Below are 23122 nucleotides of genomic sequence, written 5' to 3' on the forward strand. Positions count from 1 at the left end.
CGACTCAACACTCCCGGGAGGTTCAACATCACACTAAATCCAACTGCAAATCTGTCCGTTGAACCGGGTCAATCTCATATGGCGGATCAGTAATCCATTCAGCATCGGACCGGGTTCGGCCGAGGACCGGACATACACACAGATAGCACCGGCAGTCGCTCCGGCTGGTGATCGATGCTTTTTTACGGATAACAACTGTCCACAAAATGCGCGCTCCCTTAAGAAATGCCCGTCGCTGCCGTAGTTAACAGGATTACTGTTAGTGAACGGCGGAGGTGCGCTTGAAACGGTGGTTCTGGATCTCAATCAGTGTAATTTCCATAGCGCTGAACGGGTGCGCGACCCGTCAGCTGGTTGCAACGCCGTTGCCCGAATCGCGCGTTGGCGTTGGTAGCTATGCTGAGATGTCTTATCAACCCCTTTTGCTAGACGAAGCGAAGACCATTAGCTTCGATGCGGATACATCAACGGTAGCCCGATTTCCGGACGGGCTCGGCGTGTATGCAGCTTTTTCAATTGAGCAACACCCGTCCGTATCGGTCTTGCGCATACGAACATGGGCTTCAAGCGGGTGGTTGCCGCACGCAACAATCCTCAAACCATACGTAATGTTCCTTGACGGAAGCAAGCGAGTAATCAGCAACGTCGAATCGTTCAAAAGCAGAAACGGATCAAGCTTCTTTAAGGGCGGTTACAAAGAAGGTTATTTCCCCATTCCGCAAACAGCTCGATTCTTTATTGCGTATTCGGCTTCGTCGGAATCTGATCGGTTGGTTCTATCGAGTTCAAACGGAAAGTTGTGGGCGATCCCCAATGCTTACAGCGGCAAGATCGAGGTCAAACAGGAGTTGTTGCCGCAATGAAAGGAAAGAGACGAGCGATGAGCCTGTTGGCTCGTATATCGATGTTGGCATTCTGCGGCCTCGCCGCTGGTTGCGTCACAACAAACTACATGCCTCCCCCTGGTGTACCCACGGCAAATATTCGCTTCCGTGAGATTGGCGAAGGAGGGTTCTTCCTTTATCAACCGCCTGCATTGCCCGGTTGCTATCTGCCTAGCGATCCACTGGGCGGTGCGCTTGGTGGCGAGCCCATCGGCGTGGCGGACGTTCCTCCCAAGAACCAGCACACAATTGTTCTTATTCCTGGCCATCGACAGCAGCCGCGACTAGGTATGCCAATCGACGGCGCCTACATCGACCGGAGTTACTTTGAACTCAAGATGCAAGCGGATCATTTACTGACCCTGCGCGTGGTCCTTCCGGGGCGAGATCAATTCGATAATGCGTTCCGCTTTACTCCGAAATCCGGCGAAAACTATGAAGTAACGGTGCGGCCGGGGACGCCACTTAGGGTCAATGTCTATTACATTGATAACCACGACGGACGCTACAACGCCAAGGCAGTTGATGATCTTGAAATCATTCGGCGATGTTCGTGAGCGTCGCCAGACGAGCGGCCGTTTCGAAGAGAGGTTCGGCCATATGACGTGACACGGCGAGCGTCGGCTTCGCGTCGTCCGAAGCCGGCCGCCGCCTGGCTCTATGCGGCCACAAGCGGTCGGTCGAGGTCGCCATCCAATTCGGATATCCAAGGTCCCGTCCGCCCACGCTCAATGGCCGGTCCTCGGCGAGCAGATCACAGGTGGCAGTGCCTCTACGCGGCCATAGGCGGTCGTTGGAACGCACCTCGAGGATTGTCGGCAATCGCTGTTTGAACTTCAGACAGTGATCCTATGTTCCACTCAATTCGCGCCACGAAACCTCTCCAATACGGTTGAATCCGCCATCCAGAATCGGACGGCCGGGAATTGTGACTGAACGGCCGTGGTGGGTCGCGTGCCGCCGACCGCCGTCAGGCAGAGGTCGACGACGGCCATTCAAGATGTAGACTCGACTTGACTGGCCGGGATACCATGGGCGCGTGGAAGATCGTCAGTCGAGATTGATGATCAAGCGCGCTCAGAGAGAGCAAGAAGGTGTTGCATCCTCCACTCTCCTATTGCTTTTAACGGACAGCGTGCCGGTCTTTCTATCCATGTTTTGCGGTAAGCGACAAACCCGTCCGAAATTTTTTACCATCCCGTTCTACTCAATAAAGGTGCGGACCGCTTGTCCTTACTTTCTCCAGCCCCCGTTCTTGTTGAAGACCACCTCTTGCGGGGCGTCTGTTGCTAGGCCGCATCGGCGTCGCGGCCGTCCTGGTCTTGCTGAAATTCCTCGCGATCCTTCCCTACGGCGTAACGGCCCGTTTCGGCGATGGCTTGGGCTGGCTGCTCTACCAGTTGCCCAGCCGGCGCAAGCGCATCGTCCATATCAATCTGGGGCTCTGCTTTCCCGACTGGAGCGCCGAACGCCTCGAAAAGGTGGCTCAGCGGCATTTCCGCCATGCGATTCGCAGCTACGTGGAGCGCAGCGTCCAATGGTTCGGTTCGGCGGAAAAGCTGAAGAAACTGGTGGTCGTGGACAGCGAGGTCGATCTGTCCGACCCGGACATGCCGCCCACGCTGCTGCTTGGTGCACATTTCGTTGGCATAGAGGCGGGCTCGGTGTTCATCAATTACGCGCTAGGCAGGCCCTGCGGCGCGTTGTATCAGCCGATGTCCAACAAGACGATCGATGCCGTTGCCCGGACCCAGCGCGGCCGTTTCGGTTCCGAGATGGCCAGCCGCGCCGACAGCGCGCGCATCGTGTTGCGATGGCTTCGCGATAAAAAACCCGTCATGCTCGGCGCGGATATGGATTACGGACTTCGCAATTCGACTTTCGTCCCTTTCTTCGGCATTCAGACCTGCACGCTGACTGCGGTCGGACGGCTTGCTAAAACCGGCCACGCGCAAGTGCTGCCGTTTATTGGCGAGGTGCTGCCGAACTACAAGGGTTATCGGTTGAAAGTATTCAAGCCGTGGCAGGACTATCCAACTGGCGACGACGCGGCCGATGCGCGCAGGATGAACGCTTATCTGGAAGAGCAGATCCGCCGGATGCCTGAACAATATTACTGGGTCCATAAACGCTTCAAGACCCGGCCGCCTGGCGAAGCGTCGTTTTATTAACGATGGGGCAATCACTCAGTCAATCTGGAGCGCGCATGATCAAATTGACATCGGTCCATCGGGACTGGATCATCGATATGACGCCGGATACGCTGCCCGACGGCTTTTCGGCTCGTGCGTGGGTGCAGCGCGAAGCGGGCGAAGGCGAGACCCAAGGCGAAAACTTCATGTTCTCCGACCTCGGACATTCCGCTACACAAGGCGAGGCGGCGTCGCGGGGCGAATCCTGGGCCATTCGGTGGCTCAACGAGAACGACTATTAGTACCGGTTCGGCGGTAGAAAGTTTGCCCGGCGGCGCGACCATTTTTCTAAAGCGCTCGACAGCGCTACATTTCGCAAGCAGTGTCGTCGGCATCCGAACGATAAGCTGCTAACGCGGGCGTACCTGCAAGTCGAGCGCCCTGATGCAGGGAGCGGTAGAAAGCAGTGATCGCGCCACCGCGAAATGACGCGCCATGAATGACCGCTTCGTAGAACAGTGACCGTCTCCTACGGGTCGACTGCGGCCTCATGAGGGCTGTCGGGACGTTCGCCGGACCGAGCGCGCGTTGAAGCATCGTCGCATCGCCCGAACGTTCGGTTTGCGCATCGCTCATGTCCGGTGATGGCTTCCTTCTCATCGTGTCTTCAACGGTGATACGAGGTCAGCAGATGTGCTGACCGCGCGCGAATGTTCCGCCTGCTATCGGGTGGCGACACCGGCGAGTTGTCCTACGCCATCTGCCGTTTGCTTGCCCACGTTTCTCGCGACGACACCCAGGCCGCCCATCATGGTGACGCCTGTGTCGGCCACCTCAAACGTGGCTCCAGCGACCGTCACCGTTCCCTTGATGTGGTCGCTGCCGGACAGCGCACCAAACATGATTCGTGCCGCGGCGGGCCGCGTCTTGAATTCCGTGACGTGAAGAACGACCGGCGCACCGGACGCAGCGACGGGCACGCCGATCTTCGTCAACTCGGCACGGAAAGCCCCGACGACTTCCTGCTTCGCTTCGGCAGAAATGTCGAACGTTCCTGCATCGATCTGCAGATCGCTTACACCGGCAGTGAGCACCGTGCCCACTTCGTGTCCGCGGTCGGCAGGTAGTGGATTCGTGGCCGGAGCTCCCGCACACGCTGAGAGAAGGACGACGCAGATGGCTGAAATCAGGACGAGACGCATTGATAGTTTCCAGTTTGGGGATGTGGGGCCGGCGGAAAGTCCGGGTCAAAGGCTTGCAGTGGAGTCGGCGTATTTGCCAGGACTTACCCACGTTGTACGGTCGCGCGGTGACTGAATATCGGCTATGGACGACAGGTCTTTAGCGTCCTGGTACTGCACTATTCGTTTTTCAGCGCGCGCTCTGCCGTTCGGCGTATCAGACTCCCCGTAGTTAGCCCTGAAGGAAACGTAGGACGCGTTCGCCTACCGGTTTCGCAACTCGTTGTTGCAGTGGACGAAACCGGAAGGCCGTGAAAAAACGGCATATCGAGTTTCTGTATATGTCCAAAGCCGGAGCGAAAGATTGGGAATTATGCGAGACAGATAATTGATAAGGAGCTGATCACTTCTCCGCTTCTATGACGATATTTGTAATGAAAAAGCAAGAAAAAATATCCAGAAACTTACTAAAGTTTTCTCCGCTCGGGCCGACATTCGTAGTGCGAGCGCATGGGTCAACGGAACCCGCGCTCAGACAAAAAACAAACGAGAGAGTCAGTCCGACGGGGTGTCATGGAAGGCCGGTATTATCAACGACTCCCGCAATGTGGGAGCCGGCGCGCGATTGCTCGCGCCGCCTGTTTTCTTACCTTGCTGATTGCTGCTGCGCCAATGCCGGCCAGTGCGGCAGGTATTGTCATTGACGGCGCGACCGCGACGACGGTTTCTACTGCCACAAATGGCCACCAAACCGTTAATATCGCCCCAGCATTCGCCGGTGTTTCCAGTAACACCTATACAAGTTTCAATGTCGATGCGGCAGGCGCTTCGCTGAACAACGTCGGTATTAATGCCCGAACGATTGTCAATCAGGTCACCAGCACTAATCCCAGCATTATCAGTGGCCGTATCGACGTACTTGGCTCTCGCGCCAATGTGATATTGGCCAATCCGAACGGCATTACGGTGAATGGCGGATCGTTCGTCAATACCGGCCGCGTGGCGTTGACAACCGGGCATGTCAGCTTCAAGGACACAGTGCCGGTAGCCGGACTTCCCGAACGTGACATCGCGCTCGACACGAGCACAGGCACCATCGTCGTCGGCCCACAAGGATTGACGGGCGCACTGATCGGTCTCGATCTGATCGCGAAGAACCTGCTGATCAACGGCCCTCTGACTAACACATTCACGTCGCAAACCGCCGCGATACGCGCGGTCGCGGGCAACAGCAACGTCACGCTGAACACAGCAGTCTCGCCGACGGACAACGGCAACGACTGGCTGACACTGAGCCCCTCGACAACGCTCGCCACCGCAAACTCATTCGCCATCGACATCACCGCAGCAGGCAGCCTCACGAGCGGCCGCGTGCAGCTGATCGTCACCGACAAGGGCCCCGGTGTGCGCAGCGCGGGGCCGATGAACGCAACGCTTGGCGACTTCACGCTGTCTTCCAACGGTTCGGTGCAGTTCTCCAACACCACGCTTACTGCGCAGAACAATCTCGACTTGCAGGTGCAGGACAGCATCGCATTGACCGACACGAAGCTCACCACGAACAACGGCTCGGCTACCCTCGCCGCAAGCGGCGCGGTTACGGTGACGGGCAGCAGTCTGCTCGCCGCAACGGGCATCAATATCAGCGGTGCGGGCATCGCGTTGACGCAGGACGCCACGGCGCAGTCGGTGGTGGCCTCGGCCAACAGCGGCGTAGTGCTGACGAGCATCGGCGACATCACCAACTTCGGCTCGCTCGTCCAGGGCCAGCAAAGCAACGCACTCGACACCACATCGCTCGGCGCAGTGACGTTGAACGCGACAGGCAACGTGCTGAACCACTCCACCGCGGATAGCGCGCTCGCGGTTCTTTTCGGCGTCGCGGGCGACGTATCGATTACTGCCGGCGGTTCGGTGACCAACCAGAACGCGCGCATCCTGTCGAACAAGGCGCTGACGATCACTGCCGGCGGCGATGTGAACAACATCGTCGGTCATTCGGCCGGTACGAACGGCGGGGCGCCGGTCGGCTATTCGGATCGCAGTTGGCGACTCGTCTTCGTCGAGCATCGCGAAAGCGGTTTCAACGTGGATTACGGCGCCATCGCCGATCCGTCGAAGCTCTCCTACATCACGGCCGACGACGGCAAGCTCTCTATCTCCGGCGCAAACGTGGCGAACGTGGGCGGGTCGATTCTCGCCAACGGCGGCTCGATTGCCATCACTGCGCGCAATCAGTTGCTGACGCAAGGCGTGTTCACGGGCCAGGCTTCGTATCGGCAGACGTGCTTTTTTTTCTGCAGTTCGTCTTCATCGAGCAACGTGCAGGCGTTCGGCGGCGTGATCGAAGCGTCGCAGGACATCACGCTGAAAGCCGGCGCGCAGATTACCAACACCGGCGGCACGGTGCTCGCGCTCAACGCGCTGAAACTCGTCGCGCCGAAGACGCTCGCTCAGGCCGTGCTCGGTTATAGCGCGATCAACCGCACGCACGACCTGAAGGCATGGTTCGGCAATTCGTGGTCGGCGATTTTCGCGGCGGATACCGGCGGCGTTTTCACCGGCGGTACAGGCCAGGTGGAGCTGACGGGCGAAGCCGATATTGAAGGCGGCGCGTTCAATGCGCCTGGCGGTATCAAGGCCGCAGGCGGTGTGAACACGATTCGCGCACCGTACCGCGCGCCGGTCACGATCGGCAATCACAATCACCTCGGGCTCGTGTCATGGTTCGGGCTATGAAGCGGGCCATGAGGCGGGTCGCGAAGCAGGCTATGAAGCGGGCCATGAAGCGCGCTGGAAAGCACGCGTCCAGGCACCGCATACACTGCCTCGCGCACTGTACGCTCGCGGTACTTGCCAGCACCGCATCAGCCAGAGCTTTCGCGCAGACGCTGCCGCCGGGCTTGCCGAACATCCCGGCACTCGGAGGCGCTCCCGGCGCTTCATTCGGCGTGCCGATGCGCGCGGAACAGGACCCGGCGCAACGGCTGCTTCAGGAGCAGCGCGACCGTCAGCGTCGCGACGAAATCCAGCAGGCGCCCGCGCAGATCGAGGTGCCGCAGCCGACCGTAGTCAATCTTCCCGAAGGTGCGGATGTCGACACGCTGCCGGACGTGGCGCCGTTGTTCAAAGTCGATCACATCGAATTCATCGGCGACACGGTGCTCGGGCAGCGCGAACTCGATGCGATAGCCGCGCCGTTCATCGGCAAAGAGCTTGGCCGCAACCGCATCAATCTGCTGCTGCGCCGTGTCACCGAAGCGTTCATCGCGCGCGGCTACATCACGACGCGCGCCTATCTCGGCGCGCAGAACCTCGCGTCGGGCACGCTGAAGATCAACATCGTCGACGGCAAGGTTTCGGCGTTCACGCTCAATGGCCACCCGCTGCGTCCGCGCGATCCTGAAGAGCCCTGGTACACGACCCACGGCGGCGGCCTCATCACCGACGCAGGCACTGCGTGGGCGTTCGGCGACAGCGTAGGCGACGTGCTGCGCCTGCCCGATCTCGAGCAGGGCGTGGACCAGATCAACCGGTTGCGCCGCAACCAGGCTGAGATCCAGATCATGCCTGGCGAGACGCCGGGCGATTCGGTGGTGGCGATCACGAATCACTATGGCGACCGCGTCTTCTACGACCTCGGCATCGACAACTATGGCAGCTCGCAAACCGGCACGCTGCGCTATCGCGCCGGTGTGCAGGCGAACAACCTGATTGGCTTGCAGGAGTTGCTGTCGTTTAACTTCGTCGGCACGCAGGACAGCAACGCGGTTGTGTTTTCCGCTGCCGCGCCATACGGCTATCAGACGTTCAGCTATACGACGTCGCTGTCGGAATATCAGCAGGCCATCGGCGATATCGCTTTGCTGCAGGGCCGCACCTTCAGCCAGATTCTCGGCTGGAACGACGTGCTGAGCCGCTCGCGCGCCGGACGCACCAGCGTCGACGTCACGCTCACGAAGATGCGCACCGAGCGCACGCTGAACGGCATCGAGCTGACGCCGCAGGACCTTACCGTATTGCGTGTCGGCCTCAATGGTTTGCGCCGTTTCGCTGCGAACGATCAGGGCGCGGCCGCGACATGGGACGTCGGCGTGTCGCGAGGCTTGCCGTGGCTTTCCGCGAGCCACGACAGTCCCGGCATCGACGAGGTCGAGGCGCACAGTCAGTTCACGCGGCTCGACGCGACCGCCACGCTGCAGGTCGCGCTCGGCACGCTCGCGGGCACGCAATGGACGTATCGGGGCACCTTGCGCGGCCAGTACAGCCGCGTCGCGCTGTTCGGCAACGAGCAGATCTTCCTCGGCGGCATGGACTCCGTGCGTGGCTTCACCGAAGGCGGCATTGCCGGCGACAGCGGCTTTTATCTGCGCAACGAGGCGGCCTGGCAGAACGTGCCCGCCTGGCACGATGCGCGTGTCGAACCGTATGTGTTTCTCGACGGCGGCAAATCGCATCTCGTCGCGCAGGGCGGCTGGCCGACGCTGATCGGCACAGGCGTCGGCGCACGCGCGCAATGGCGCTACAAAACCCAAACCGTCACCAGCGAGGTGCTGCTCGGGCAGGCCTTGCTCCAACCGACCGCACTCGGCAAGAAGGCTACCGTGCTGCTCGCCACGCTCAACTGGTCACTCTGAAGAGGTTCAAATGAAACATCGCCCGATCGCTGTCACGCTTCGCCACGCCGCGCTGCTCGTCATGCTTGCCACAGCGGGTGTGGCGGGCGGCATGTCGCTCGCGCATGCGGCCAACAAGCCTTCGCCGAAGCCGTCGGCGGAAAAGAGCGTGGAAGCGGCAACGGGTCCGCTACCCGCGAATGCCGTCGCGCGCGTGAACAATGTTGTGATTACACAGGCTCAACTCGACGACGCTGTGCGCGCGTCGAATGCACCGGACACGCCGGTGCTGCGCACGTCGATAAAAAACCAGCTGATCGCACGCGAACTGTTCCGCCAGGCTGCGGAGAAACAGCACTACGAATCGCGTCCGCAAGTCGTGGCCGCAGTGGAGCAGGCGAAGACCGTCGCGATGACCGCCGCGTATCTGCGCGACCAGGTGAAGCCTGCGCCGGTGACCGACGCAGACGTCAAAGCGAAGTACGACGCGATCGTCGCGACGCTCGGCGAGTTCGAATACAAGCCGAGCGCAATCGCCGCGAAAGATGCGGACACCGCGCAAACGGTGCTCACGCAATTGAAGAAGGGCACTGATTTCGCGCAACTCGCGAAGCAGTACAGCCAGGGGCCAGGCGCCGCGCAAGGCGGCGCGCTCAACTGGATTTCGTTCAAGACGCCGATTCAGCCGGGCAACACGCAGAACTGGCCGCAGCCGCTCGCCGAAGCACTCGTGAAGCTGCCGCAGGGCGGCGTGTCGAGCACGCCGGTGCAGGTTGGCGACGCATTCTGGATTCTTCGCGTCGACGAAAAGCGCGCGACGCAGATTCCGCAATACGACCAGATCAAGGACGCGCTGCGTAAGCAGCTCGAACAGGTCGCGCTGCAAAAAGCGACCGCGCAGGTGGTAGTCGATCTGATGAAGAACGCGCGGATTCAGCAGCAGTAAAAGCCTTGCTTTCCAAAGGTGGCAGCGGACGGGGGTTCGACCGCTGCCACGCCGTTCCGGGCTTGAACGCCCGGGCCGGAGAAGAAGTGCCTGAAGTGCCAAAACCAGAAAAAGACGAGAGCATCATGAACGCGTCAACGCGCCACGCTTTACGACAACTCGAACAGAACCGTCAGATCCATGACGAGCGGCATGAACGCGGCATGCAAACCGCGCGCGAACGCTGGTCTATGCCGACGCCTGCGCGCGTGTATCGCATGTATCACCTCTGGCAGCGCGCCGTCTCGGCGCTCGTCGCGTTGACGCTTTTCGCGGGACCTCTGTCGATCACATTCGAGCAAAGCCGCGACGCGGCGGGCGTGCTTGCTGCGGGCAGTCAGCGTCTCGATGACGAAGCGTGGCAGCAGATCCAGGACCTCGCCGGCTTGCGCGTTCACTTCATGATGCGAGAGGCGCAGGCCGCGCCTATCGTCGACCCGACTGCACCTATTTCGTTTCAACCGAAGATCACGCAGACGACGGGCGCGAACGGCGGTGTGCCCGTGGTCAACATCACCGCGCCCAACGCGGCCGGCATTTCGCTGAACCAGTATCAGAGCTTCAACATCGATCCGGTCGGGCTGATCCTGAACAACAGCCTGATGTCCGGTACGTCGCTCACGGGCGGCGACGTGCGGGCCAATCCGAATCTCTCCGGCCGCACGGCAAGTGTGATCGTCAACCAGGTCACGTCGACGGGCGCGGCATTCGCGAGCCTGCTCAACGGTCCGCTCGAAGTGTTCGGCGCGCCGGCCACGGTCATCATCGCGAATCCGAACGGCATCACGACGAACGGTACGGGCTTCACGAATACGATCGGCGTCACGTTATCGACCGGCACGCCGCAATTCCTGAGCGATCTCAAAGGCACCGTCACCGACTTCAACAACGCACAGGCAATCGGCTATAGCGTCACCGGCGGTCATATCCAGATCGAAGGCAACGCGGGCGTGAACGGCCCCGGCGCGGGCATCGAAGGCACGGTCGGCACGATCGATCTGATCGGCGAAACCATCGGCATCAATGCGCCACTGTATGCGGGCCAGCGTATCAACGCGATCGCCGGCCGCCAGTTCGTGCTGCCCACGGCCGTGACGGGCAGCGGCACCACGTATGCCACGTCGTCAAACGGCGCGGACAACACGGCGAGCGCGATCAACGGCGCTAATGGCCGCGCCAACAACGGTCTCGCAATCGACGCCACCGCCTTTGGCGCGATGACCGCGGGCCAGATCCAGGTGATCGGCACAGCGGCCGGCATGGGCGTGCGCACCGATGCGCAAATGGCGGCGAATACCGGCGACCTGCTGCTGTCGTCGAACGGCGACCTGACAGTGAACGGCTCGGCCGCTCAGCAGCAGGCGACGTTGCAGGCAAGCGGCAATCTGTCGATGACCGGCGCTCACGTGGGCGTCGCCGGTTACACGATCAATGCAAACGGCGACGTGACGTCGAGCGGCACGATCCAGAGCGGCGGCAAGCTTGCGGTGACCGCGGGCGGCAACGTGAATGTCGCGAACGCACAGTCGAACGGCGACACGACGGTCAGGGGCGGCGCGAACGTCACGCTCGGCGACGTGCAAACAGGTGGCGGACTTTCGGTCGCGGCGCAAGGTAACGACGGAGCGGGCGACGTCAACCTGAACGGCACGTCGGTCGTGAGCGGCGCGACTAGCCTGCAGGCCGCGCGCGACATCAACGTCAACGGGCAAACCAACGGCAGCACTTTGCAAGCGACTGCGCAACGCGACGTCAATGTGAACGCGGCGTTGCAGACATCGGGCGATCTTGCGCTGAACGCCACGCAAGGCAGCGTGAACGCGGGCGGCACGGTAAAGAGCGGCAACAATCTTGCGCTGGCCTCCGGCAAGAATACGAACGTGACCGGGCAGGCCACTGCGCAGAATGCAGTCACTGCCGCAGCGGGCCAGGATCTCGCGGTAAGCGGATCGCTCGCGAGCGGCACGACGCTCGCGGCGAACGTTGAGCGCGACGTGTCCGTGGCAGGGTCGCTCCTCGTCGGCACCAATGCGCAGATGAACGCAGGCCGCAATGTCGATGTGCCCGGCGTCGTCATCGTGCAGCAGAACGGCGTGGTCAACGCGCAGAACAATCTGACGGGCAGCGGGTCGGTTGCGTTCGGGCAGAACGGCACGCTGACGACGGGTCAGGACGTCGCCTTCACCGGCAAGCTGCTGGCTAACGGTCTGAACGTGACGGCGGGCAATAACGCGAGCGTCGCCGATGTGCAGGCAGGCGGTGCGTTCAGCATCGCGGCCAACGGTTCCGGCACCAACGCGGCCGGCGGCGGTGACGTGAGCTTCAATGGCAATGCGGCGGTGGTTGGCGCGACTAACGTGCTGGCCGCGCGCGATGTCGTCGTGAACGGCACGCTCGCAGGCGGATCGCAGGTTGCGCTCACGGCGCAGCGCAACGTGACGGTGGCAACCAGCGGCACAGTGCAGGCGGTCGGCGATCTGTCGGTCGCTGCGGTGAACGGCAGCGTGAATTCGAGCGGTACGCTGAACGGCGCGGCGAACCTGTCGGCCAGCGGCGCGCAGGACGTCGCGTTGACCGGCGCGACGAGCGTGACCGGCGATACGACGCTCACGGCCGGCCACGACGTTGTGATCGGCGGCACATTCGCGGGCCAGGGCGCGGCGACGCTCAATGCCGGCCACGACGTGATTGCGGGCGGCAGCAGCGGCTTCGCGAAGGACACGAGCGTCACGGCGGCGAACGATCTTTCGGTGACGGGCGCACTGCAAAGCGCCGCGGTTTCGCTGACGGCGGGCCGTTCGGTGACGCTGAACAATGTGCAGGCCAACAACGCGCTGCAGGTGACGGCGACGGGCGGCACGGTTGCGGTGAACGGGCTCGTCGCTTCGCTCTCCACGGCGTCGTTGAGTTCGGGTGGCGACACGTCGATTAACGGCGCGTTGCAGAGCGCCAATGCGTTGAGCGTGACGAGCGGCGGCAATACGTCGATTGCGGGCAGCGTTGCGTCGAACGGGAACGTCACGCTGACAAATGCGAACGGTTCGCTGGTCAGTACGGGCAATATCCAGTCGGGCGACAACCTGCTGATCGACGCGGCTAAGTTGGTCGATCTCGGCACGCAGGGCACGTCCGCACTTGGGGACCTCACGGTCAACGCCGGCCAGAATCTGACGATGAATGGTTCTGTCGTCGCGCAGGGCAACGGCACGCTGACCGCGGGCGGTGCGATAGCAGGTGCTGCGGCCAGCGCGTTCGGTCTCGCGGCGAACGTCGCTTCCGGCGGCGATACGAACCTTACCGGCTCGCTGCGCGGAGGCTCCGTTCAAACCACTGCGGGCGGATCTGCATCGCTGCATGACGTGCAGGCGGCGTCGAGCCTTTCGCTTGCGGCGACTCAGGATCTGAACATTACCGGCGCTGTGACGGGTGGCGCGGCGGTTGCGCTTGGCGCCGGCCAGAACATCGGCATCAGCGGTTCGATTCAGTCGGCTAACGACACCACGCTGACTGCGCAGAACGGCAACGTCAGTTCGACGGGCACCATCGCCAGCAATGGTGCCTTCAACGCGCAGTCAGGCTCGGATATCAATCTCGGCGGCACGACGACCGCCGCGCTCGACACCACGCTCAGCGCAACGCGCGACGTCAACGTGACGGGCATGCTGGCCGGGCAAGGGCAGGGCAGCGTGACAGCGGGCCGTGACATCGGCGGCGCGGGCACGATGACCTTCGCGCAGGCGGCTACGCTCAGTGCTGGTCGCGATGTTTTGCAAGGCGGGCTGATCCAGGGCCGGTCCGTGCAGGTCAACGCTGCGGGCAATATCGGCGTGAAGAACGTCGAGTCGGCGAGCACTGTTGCGTTGAATGCCAATGGCACCAACACGGCTAACGGTCCGGGCAATGCGACGGTGAACGGTTCTGTCGCCGCGGCGGGCGCGGTGACGGCGACGGCGCGCAATGACGTATCCGTCGCATCGACCGGAAAGATCGCAAGCGGCACGACAGTCGCGATCGATGCGCAGCACGACATCAACATCGGTGGCGCCGTCGAGTCGGTTGCCGATGCGGCGCTCACTGCGCAGCAAGGCAGCCTGAATGCGACCGGCGGCATCAACAGCGGCGGCAAGCTCAACATCGCGACGGGGCTCGATCTTTCGCTTGGAGCGAGCACGAGTGCGGTTGGCGATGCGACGTTGAACGCAGGCCGCGACGCGCTGCTGAACGGCCTGCTGATCGGCGAGGCGAATGGCCTGGTGACGGCGGGCCGCGATATCAGCGGCGCAGGGACACAGGCCTTCGCGCAAGCCGCGACTTACACGGCGCAGCGCGATATCGCGTTGACGGGCGGCGTTCAGGCCAATGTGATCACGGCGACGGGCGGCAACAACGCCGCGCTTCACGACGTGAACTCGGCGAGCACGCTGACGCTGACCGCGAACGGCAACGCCGGCGGTGGCGATGCGGCGATCACGGGCACGGCCACCGCGCCAGGCGTGGTGACGGTGAGCGGCGCACGCGATGTGCTGGTGAGCGGATCGCTGACCACCGGCGACGCGCTCACACTCACAGCGCTTCGCAATGTATCGGCGAGCGGCACGCTGCAAACCACAGCCGGCGATCTGAACGCGACGGCGGCGACCGGCAGCATCGCGCTGATGGGAAGCACGACCACCTCCGGCGCGTTGAATCTGAGTTCGGCGCTCGACACGCAACTCGGCGGCCAGATCAACGTGGCGAAGGATGTCACTGTGCAGGCGGGCCGCAACATTACGTTGAGCGGCGCACTTGCCGGGCAGCTTGGCGGCACGCTGAACGCATCGAACGATATTGCCGGAGCGGGCACGGCTGCGTTCGCTCAGGCTGCGACGCTCAACGCTTCGCATGACCTGGCATTGACTGGCGCGTTGCAGGGCGCAAGCGTCACGGTGACGGGCGGCAACAATGCCGGACTCGGCAGCGTGCAGGCAGTGACTGGCAATGTCAGCCTGACGGCCAACGGCAATGCTGGCGGTGGCGACGTGACGCTCGGCGGTACGGCGACTGCACTCGGTGCACTCGCTGTGCAGGCGGCACGCGACGTCAGCGTAGTCGGCGCGATCAACACAGGCAGTACCACGACAATCGACGCAACCCGCAACATCGCGCTTGCCGATGTGAATTCGGCCGGTGAGCTGACACTTGCCGCGACGAGCGGCAATGCCAGCGCGGCGAACGTCACCACGCAGGGCAACCTGACCGGAAGCTCGGGCCAGGCGCTGCACATCGCAGGCGCGACGACCGTGGGTGGCAATGCGCAGCTCACGTCGGGCGGCGACATGACCTTGGCGGGTGGCGTCGGCGCGCAGAACGCGGGCACGTTGACGGCAGGCGGCTCGATCAGCGCAGCATCGGTCGCGTTCGGTAAGCAGGCCACGTTGAATGCGGGCGGCAGCATCGGCGTGACTGGCGCTGTGGCGACCAATGGCGCGTTGAATGCGACCGCGGCCAACGATCTGTCTATCGGTTCCGCGCAGGCGGGCGGCGCGCTTATATTGCAGGCGCAAGGCCATAACGGCGCCGGCGACGTGAAGGCGAGCGGCGCACTGGCGTCCGGTGGCGCCATGACGGTCAATGCCGCGCGGGATGCAACGATCGGCGGCAATGCAAGCAGTAGCGGCGCGCTCGCCGTGAGCGCCGGGCGCAATGTCACCGCGAGCGGAACCGTGGGTGCAAACGGCGATGTGACGTTGACGGCGACGGGCGGCAACCTGGCGGTCGGCGGTGCGGTCACGAGTCAGGGCAACTTCAACGCGACTTCCGGCGGCGCGCTTGCGTTGAACGGCGAACTCGTCAACGGTAATACGACGTTGACCGCGGGCGGCACCGCGACGCTGAGCGGCGCGTTCCTCGGCCTCGGTCTCGCGACGATCAACGCGGGCGGCTCGGTGAACGGCGGCGGCTCGCTGACGTTCGGCAAGGACATCACGGTAGGCGCGGGCAGTGGCATGACGCTCGGCGCGATCCAGGGCGCGGGCCAGTTCTCGGCGACCTCGGTCGGCGACATGTCGCTTGGCGCGACGACGGCCGTGGGCAATGTAAGTGCGAAGTCGACGGGCGGCAGCGTAAGCGTCGGCGGCGATCTGCAGTCAGGCGGCAATGTAACGATCCAGGCCGCGAAGAGTGCGACGGTGGTGGGCGCTGTGTCGTCGATGGGCACTGTGAACGTCACTGGCACGCAAGGCAATGTGAGCGTGGCGGGTGTGTCGTCCAACGGCGATACGACGATGAGCGCCGGACAGACGCTCACCCTGAGCGGCACCAGCACCGTGGCAGGACAGTTCACGCTGAGCGGCGGCAACGTCACGTTGAGCGGCTCGCAAGGCGGCTCGAAGAATTTCAGCGTGACCGCGCAAGGGACGCTCGATGCGAGCCGCGCGTCGATGGTGTCGACGCAAAACATGCAGTTTAGCGGCACCAACGTGACGCTGGGCACGACGATTGTCGGCGGCGCGCTGACGGCGACGGCATCGAACCAGTTGTCACTCGTGGGAGCCGCGGTGGATGCGGTCGGCGCAGCGACGCTGACGGCGGGCAACGGCTTCTATAACGCGAGCCAGGTGCTCTCGGGTGGGGCGCTGTATGTGTCGGCGCCGAATGTGACGAACGCGGCGAACGCGTCGCTCGCGTCGACCGCCATGACGACGATCAACGCGACGAACTTCACCAACGCGGGGCTCGTGAACGGCTCGACCACCAATGTGACGGTGGCGGGCGGGCTGAACAACAGCGGCGGCTCGTTGATGGCGGTCAATAGCCTCAACATCAACACGGGGACGCTCAACAACCAGAACGGGATTATTTTTGCGGGCAATCCCAATGCGCCCGGTGGACCGACGACCGGCGACGTCTCACTGACGATCAACGGCGGTGACGGTTCGTTCTATAACGGCGGCGGACAACTGCTCGCACAACGCAATATGGGCGTCAGCGCCGTCAATGCAACGTTTGATCCGTCGCAAGGCACGATCAGCTACGGCGGACAGCTTTCACTGACGGCCGGATTCATCAGTAACAGCGGCACGTGGAACTTTGGTGGCCAAGGCGCGACGGTTGTCGGACTGAATGGAATCAACAACTACGGCACCATCACCGGCACGTCGCCGCTTTCGCTGACTACCTACGGGACGTTCAGTAACTTCAGTCAGTTGACGGGCAATGACGTCACCTTCAACGGCACGCTGAGCAATGCGGCGGGCGCGGTCATGCATGCTGATAACGTGCTGACGCTAAACGGCAACGCGACGAATCGTGGAACCGTCGAAGCTGGTAATGTCCTCAATGTCAGCGGTGGCAACTACGACAACCAGGGCGCAACGACGCAGTCGCGCGGCGACGCGAACTTCAACCTGGGCGGTACGCTGCTGAACACGGGCGGCTCCATCTTCGCCGGTAACAATATCGTCATCAATGCTGGCGCAGTCGTGAACGATCAGACGGGTCCGACGGGTCAACAAACGTCGACCACGCAGGTATCAGACTCTGCGCTCTTGCTGACAGCAGCGATCGGGACCGCCACTACCCAGTTCTGGGCGGGCCATCCAGACATGGGGCAGCACATCAACTACAGCACGTTTAACGCGGAGCTGAGCCTTATGATCAGCCAGGCTCAGGCTGATAGCGGCTACATCACCTTCGACCAGATGAGCGATGGCGTCTGGTACGTCGATGGGTCCAGCTCGCAGCAGGCGCTCGCAAACGGCAATGTAACCCAGGTAGCGCAAACCCGCGTTGCACTGCCGTCGATTTACGAGTCGGTGACGACTCAGACACCAGGTACCTCCGGGGTGATCTCGGCCGGTAATTCGATTCAGCTGACGGCCGGAAGTCTCTCAAATCGTGGAGGCCAGATCGCGGCGGGCGGAAATATCGGTCTCAATGTCGGCTCGCTCGCCAATGGCAGCGTTGCACCGACAGTCCAGACAGGTGGTATCGAACAGGTCGACCAGGGCCAATACAACGCATTCATCTCGGCATTGCAAGGTCTCGGCGTTATCGGTATTGCGGTAGACGAAGTCAACAATGCGCGCGCCGCTGGGCCTACCACGTTCACGATACAGAACGCAGGTGCCCCATCTGCGCCAATCAGCGAGACGTGGAGTTCACCGACGGGCATGATCGCAGCTGGTGTCAACATGACGATCAGCGGCGGCGCACTGACGAACGAAGGTCTGCTGTTCGCGGGTAATAACATCTTCGTGAATGCCGCTTCGCTTACCAATCAGGGCGGCAACCAGCAAAACTTTTCCAGCCAGGTTGGTTGTGCGTCTGGTGTGCCGAATTCCGCATGCGGCACGGGCGGTGGTACCAGAGGTTCCAACCCGACAACCACGACGTTCGGCTACAGCCAGAACGACGCGACGATTTATGCCGGCAATGACCTTGTGATTGCCGCCGGACAGATTAACAATACATTCGGGAACCTGCTCGCTGGCCATGACATCGTGATTGGTGGTGTCGGCACGACAGCTAGCTTGACCACGCCCGCTCAAAGTCTGAACAACACTTCCGGCAACATCATTGCCGGAAACAACATTACGCTCAATGTATCGGGCGCGATCACCAACAATCTGCCGCCGCCTGTTCCAGTGCATGAAAACTACGGCTCGAAGGAACAGTACTCCGGCTGTATGACGGCAGGCGGCTACAAAGAAAGCTACTGCGAAGGCTACGTCGATCAGCAGTCGGGAAGTTCGTCAGTCATCAGCGCCGGCAACAACCTGCAGATCAATGCGGGCAGCCTGACGAACATCGGCAGCCTTATTGCGGCGGGCAACACTGCGACGATTGCGGTTGCTGGCCCGATCGTCAACGAAGCGCAGACGCTGAACGCTTACTGGCATTCGCATTGGGTCCAGGAAACGGGCATGTTCAGCAGCGACAAGCGTCACGATGTGTGGGCGTGCGGATCGCCAGCTGAATGTACGGCGCTGTACGGCAGCGCTTATACGAGCACCGGCGGCACAATCGATCCGCCGCAGCCCGTCGGCAATATCGCGGCGACGATTCAGGCGCCAAATCTCTCGATCACTTCGGGTGGTCGGATCGAGAACGTCGGGAATGTGATCGGCACGTCAGTAACTCTGACGGGGCAGAAACTCATCAATGGAATTACGACGGCTAATACTTACACGCCGCGCGTCAATGCGCCGTCGCAGGTGATCTCGCTTAGCCCAGTGAATCTGCCAGGGTTGAACCTTTCGGTGCCGCGTGCGGTGGGCGGCGCGCTTCCGACGCCGGTTGCTGGCAAGGCGTCGTTTGTCAACAACTCACTGGGTGCCTCGGCGCTGAGCGATCTCGGGCCGCAGGATCTGCTCACGGCACTGCCGGCAAATCTGCAGCCGAGCTCGACACTGTTCTACTACAACCCGCAGGAAGAAGATCTGATGCTGCAGCAGGCGGCGCTGCAGCAGACTGGCAAGGCTAGCTTCATCGACGGGCTGAGCTACGACAGCAAGACGGGCATGTCGGTGACGGAGCAGGAGAAGGCCTACCTGTACCAGAACGCACTGGATTACGCGAAGGCGAACAATCTGCAACTGGGCGACGCGCTGACGCAGACGCAGGTCAGTGAACTCGACAAGCCGATGCTGTGGTACGTCGAGCAGACTGTGCCCGATCCGTCGTGCACGGCGGTTGGTCATGTGACTTGCCCGACCATCACAGCGTTGATGCCGCAGGTGTATCTGCCGAGCGATACGAGCGCGATGTCAGCGGGCGGCAACATTCAGGGCACAAACGTCACGCTCAACTTCAACCAGGATGGCAACGGCAGCATCCTGAACACTGGAAGCATCACAGCTTCCGACACGCTGACGGTCAATACAAGCACGCTCACGAACCAGGCGAACCAGGTCGACGTTGGTCAGATCTGGAGCAAGGTCAAGGGCGGCTACGTCGACGAGACCGGTACCACGGTTCAGCCGGGCGGCTTCATGAGCGCGGCGAACATGGACCTAAACGTCCAGACGCTGAATCAGATCGGCGGCGCGCTGCAAAAGCTCAACACGGACGGCACGATCGATCAGGCCGGAACCAAGGAGTTGCTTGCCCAGTTACAGCAGCAATTGGGTGCGAGCTTCGCGCAGACATCGGTTCATGACAACCTGCATACCGATTTCGTTGCCGAAGGCGGATTCGGGTTAGGACAAATAGCGTCGATGGTAATGGCAGTGGCGTTCTCGATGATGGGGATGCCGATCATCGGCGCGATGCTTGCCGCGACGATGAACCAGCTCGCGAGTGGCCAAGGGCTGGACTTTGGGCAGATCCTTGAGGCTGGTGCAATTGCATACGCCACCGCTGGACTTGATGCAGGCCTCGGGCTGAACAGCGTCCCACTCGACCAGATCGGTAGCGACATTGGCGCTGGTACGGCCAGTATGGGGGAAATCGTTCAGGGCGCTGTCGAGGTCGTCGGTCAAAGCGCGGTATCGGCTTCCGTAAGCACCATTGCATACGGCGGTAGCTTCGGCCGTGCCATGGAGTACGGCCTCGCCAGCAACCTCGCCGCTATTGGTTCCGCTGCGATCGGTAGCAGGACATTTGGTTCTCCGATCGAAAACGTTGTATTGCACACAGCGCTGGGATGCGCGGCAAGTGCTGCTGAAGGCACCGGCTGTGCAAGCGGGGCGATTGGCGGGGCGGCCAGTGCAGCGTTGACGCCGCTCGTCGCGAGCGCAATTACGGGTGGTGATCCGAACATAACGACGGGACAGCAGGCCGCTATTGCTGCTTTCGCGACGTTTGCAGGGGGCGCACTTGCGGGCCTGGCTGGGCAGAATGCGGCGGCCGGTGCACTCGCTGCCCAGAACGAGGCAATCAACAACTGCCTGGGCCATCCCGAGACTTGCACGCAAGTGGGCAAGAATGCGTTGGCAGGCGTTTGGAACGGTTTGGTCAGCCTCGGCGAGGTTGTGGCAAATATTCCGAATGGAGGACCGTTAGCCTCACCGAGCGACCCGGGATACGTTTCGCTAAACGGCGCGCGTTTGCCGTACACACCGGGCGATCAGGTGGGGCCCACTACGGCATTCTTTACGGCCGCGCTGGCATCGAGGGGCGTAGGAGGAGAGGCAGCGGCCGATGGAGAGGCCGAGACCATCGCGACGACAGGAGCCGCAAACAGTACGACCGGCGTATTTGATACGGGTGCGAATATCACGCCGATGTCTACTGCAAATACGTATCGATCCATCGGGGCCAATGGCACATTTGTGACTCCGCTGTCGAGCATAGAATCAGTGGTTGGGCCGATAAGTTCGACTGCTACGGAAGTCACGATTTCGCAAGCTCAGGCGACAGCTCTTGAGAATGCACTTGGGCTGAATCCGGGTTCGCTAGAATCATCCAATGTGCTCTCAATCGTCAACAACGTGAGTTCTAGAGCGCCGCGCTCACCTCTGTCGGGGAATAACTATTTCCTAGGCGGTGGTCAAGGACTGCCAGGTGGTGGAGCAGAACTGGTCATTGATCCGATACCCAGCGCTGGTGGGCAGGGTATTCGGCAGATCACCGTGAAGGTAAAGTAACGACATGGCTCAGAATCGACGTTTCCCCGGGCGTGTTACGCAGTGTCCATCTTGCCACCATGAGGTGTCGTATTCATGGTTGTCTGGTATGTCGGGACCGCACCTGCACTTCTATGCCAACGACAATAACGATGTACTAGTCCGTGCGGCATGGTTTGCAAATATTGAAGCGCAGCTTCAGCAGGGCACACCTGACTCTTCAATTCTTGCCGCCATCGATGCATTGCTGAAAGGGCTTCCCGGTGCCTCGTCAAAGTACACGGTATGGAGTAACGTCAAATGCCCGCACTGTCGAAGCGAGTTCCCGTACAGGTTTAAGGGAAATCTGAAGCTAAGGTTAGAGGACTCTGCGGTTATCTTGATCGATGGCTGCCAGCTTGACACTGACGAGGGCGTGTTTGCGGTTGGAGTGGACCCCGTAAGATAGCGAGTCATATTGCCCGCTGTGCTTTGAGACGAACCCGGCACGTGGCCGGGTTCGTGCTTTCTGGCGTCGGCGAGCGTGTCGGCGTTGCGGTCCGGTTTGCTTCCTTCGTCGTTGGCCGTGTGCTCAATGCGTTGCCGCTAGAAAAGCCTCTTCGCGACTTCGCGGCGGGCATCTTCGCTGAGGTGCATCTGCTGAATTCCGTCGAGCGCGCGCTGCAGCCACGCATCGGCAATGACTCGATGTTCGTCGTGATGCCGGTCGGCTGGTGCGGCCGTGGAATTGTTCAATTGCCCGTCGTGGTTCGTCATGGAAATCTCCCCTTGAAATAGCACAGACATGACGCACGTAACAAAACGCGTGCAAACCGGCGGCAAACCCGCGCGGGTCATGGGTTTGCGGTGTACCAAAAAAATATGTGACAGGGCGATGCCGGGAGCTGGTGAATCGCCCGAAGCCCATACGGGCAAAGCTGTGCAGCGCGTTACAGAATGCACCACGTGGCGTTCGCGCCGTTCACGCGGCGGTGATCATGAAATCGACGTGCACGGCGTCATACGGGAACTCGATTACGCCGTCGGCGTTGCGGTCGAGCACACCGGTGTGGAGCAAAGCGAGCACGTCGTGCTGGACGGCTGCGTCATCGCGGCCGAGTCGTTGTGCGATCTCACGGATGGACAGTGGGCCTGCGCCAGTCATCGTCCTGATGATGTTCCAGCGCTCTGGCGTGAGAATCTGGAACAGCAGCTCTGGCGAGTCAAATGTGATGTGTTCGCCCTGCGCTTCGCCGTTCATCGCGGCGACAAAGCGTGCGTTCAAGGCGTCGCGGGAGCCGAGCCCGAGGGTGACAGTCTTCATGATGTTGCTCCGGGTGGCGAGGGTGTGATTCAACCGTCATTCAACCATGGTTCTACCGTGTTCGCCGCGATTCAACCGTGATTCAACCGTGATTCAACCGTGATTCAACCGCGTTCGCCGGGATTCAACCGTGGTCGTGGCAAACGAGCAGGAAAGGCGAGGCACGACGGGTACGTTTACAAATCGCTCCGCGATTCGAAACGTACCGGTGCCCAAAAGGCTGCACCCTTTGGAAACCGCGCGGTCCCGGCGATGGCCGTGGGTCAGTATCTGTATTTAAAAAGAGAAAAATCGCCCCCAACCCCAGCGCTGTGGTGGGGTGCCTTTAGGGTTCTGTCGCGGTAAGGCGAGTTGAGCGAACGATAGCGATATGATGAGGATTGCTTACATCGCCAGCAAGTAGAATTGCCGGGCGGCCGATGGCTTGAGTTTGCCTTGGTCTTTCATCTGCCCCTTGGCGATCATATGCATGAGT

General features: G+C 61.6%; 12 protein-coding genes. 9 read left to right on the forward strand and 3 right to left on the reverse strand.

Annotated elements, in window-relative coordinates:
• Positions 1 to 281 precede the first annotated feature (281 nt).
• The 4 genes from AB6809_RS35080 (at position 282) to AB6809_RS35095 (ending at position 3318) form a co-directional block, all read left to right on the forward strand.
• Positions 282 to 863, forward strand: coding sequence for a hypothetical protein (locus AB6809_RS35080; RefSeq protein ID WP_310074264.1), 582 nt, complete (start codon positions 282 to 284; stop codon positions 861 to 863).
• The gene (locus AB6809_RS35085; RefSeq protein WP_371028423.1) at positions 860 to 1441 is read left to right on the forward strand and encodes a hypothetical protein; all 582 of its coding nucleotides are present in this window, start codon (positions 860 to 862) and stop codon (positions 1439 to 1441) included. The genes AB6809_RS35080 and AB6809_RS35085 overlap by 4 nt, the downstream gene beginning before the upstream one ends.
• A gap of 729 nt (positions 1442 to 2170) precedes the next feature.
• The gene (locus AB6809_RS35090; protein WP_371028424.1) at positions 2171 to 3055 is read left to right on the forward strand and encodes a lipid A biosynthesis lauroyl acyltransferase; all 885 of its coding nucleotides are present in this window, start codon (positions 2171 to 2173) and stop codon (positions 3053 to 3055) included.
• A 35-nt stretch (positions 3056 to 3090) separates the two neighbouring features.
• A complete protein-coding gene (locus AB6809_RS35095) occupies positions 3091 to 3318 on the forward strand; it encodes a hypothetical protein (protein WP_371028425.1) in 228 nt (75 codons plus the stop codon).
• A gap of 64 nt (positions 3319 to 3382) precedes the next feature.
• On the opposite strand, the gene AB6809_RS35100 is transcribed toward AB6809_RS35095, so the two are convergent.
• Both AB6809_RS35100 and AB6809_RS35105 read right to left on the reverse strand, forming a co-directional pair.
• Positions 3383 to 3652 (reverse strand): hypothetical protein, encoded by a 270-nt coding sequence (locus AB6809_RS35100; RefSeq protein ID WP_371028426.1) that lies wholly within the window; start codon positions 3650 to 3652, stop codon positions 3383 to 3385.
• Between the two features lie 86 nt (positions 3653 to 3738).
• Positions 3739 to 4218 (reverse strand): hypothetical protein, encoded by a 480-nt coding sequence (locus tag AB6809_RS35105; protein ID WP_371028427.1) that lies wholly within the window; start codon positions 4216 to 4218, stop codon positions 3739 to 3741.
• Positions 4219 to 4770: 552 nt separating this feature from the next.
• Between AB6809_RS35105 and AB6809_RS35110 the strand changes: the two genes are divergently transcribed.
• The 5 genes from AB6809_RS35110 to AB6809_RS35130 all read left to right on the forward strand — a co-directional run bounded on the left by AB6809_RS35110 (position 4771) and on the right by AB6809_RS35130 (position 22121).
• Positions 4771 to 6936, forward strand: a complete 2166-nt coding sequence (locus AB6809_RS35110; RefSeq protein ID WP_371028428.1) for a filamentous hemagglutinin N-terminal domain-containing protein — start codon at positions 4771 to 4773, stop codon at positions 6934 to 6936.
• A 44-nt stretch (positions 6937 to 6980) separates the two neighbouring features.
• The gene (locus AB6809_RS35115) at positions 6981 to 8834 is read left to right on the forward strand and encodes a ShlB/FhaC/HecB family hemolysin secretion/activation protein (protein WP_371028429.1); all 1854 of its coding nucleotides are present in this window, start codon (positions 6981 to 6983) and stop codon (positions 8832 to 8834) included.
• Positions 8835 to 8844: 10 nt separating this feature from the next.
• Positions 8845 to 9759: a peptidyl-prolyl cis-trans isomerase gene (locus AB6809_RS35120; RefSeq protein WP_371028430.1), complete on the forward strand. Its 915-nt coding sequence runs from the start codon at positions 8845 to 8847 to the stop codon at positions 9757 to 9759.
• A 125-nt stretch (positions 9760 to 9884) separates the two neighbouring features.
• Positions 9885 to 21365: a filamentous hemagglutinin N-terminal domain-containing protein gene (locus AB6809_RS35125; protein ID WP_371028431.1), complete on the forward strand. Its 11481-nt coding sequence runs from the start codon at positions 9885 to 9887 to the stop codon at positions 21363 to 21365.
• 468 nt (positions 21366 to 21833) lie between these two features.
• Complete coding sequence (locus AB6809_RS35130; RefSeq protein ID WP_371028432.1) at positions 21834 to 22121, forward strand: hypothetical protein; 288 nt, start codon at positions 21834 to 21836, stop codon at positions 22119 to 22121.
• Between the two features lie 184 nt (positions 22122 to 22305).
• On the opposite strand, the gene AB6809_RS35135 is transcribed toward AB6809_RS35130, so the two are convergent.
• On the reverse strand, positions 22306 to 22680 hold the full coding sequence (locus tag AB6809_RS35135; RefSeq protein ID WP_371028433.1) for a transcriptional regulator: 375 nt from the start codon (positions 22678 to 22680) through the stop codon (positions 22306 to 22308).
• Positions 22681 to 23122 lie beyond the last annotated feature (442 nt).

Source organism: Paraburkholderia sp. RCC_158 (assembly GCF_041355255.1).
In the GTDB taxonomy this organism is placed as follows: Bacteria; Pseudomonadota; Gammaproteobacteria; order Burkholderiales; family Burkholderiaceae; genus Paraburkholderia; species Paraburkholderia graminis.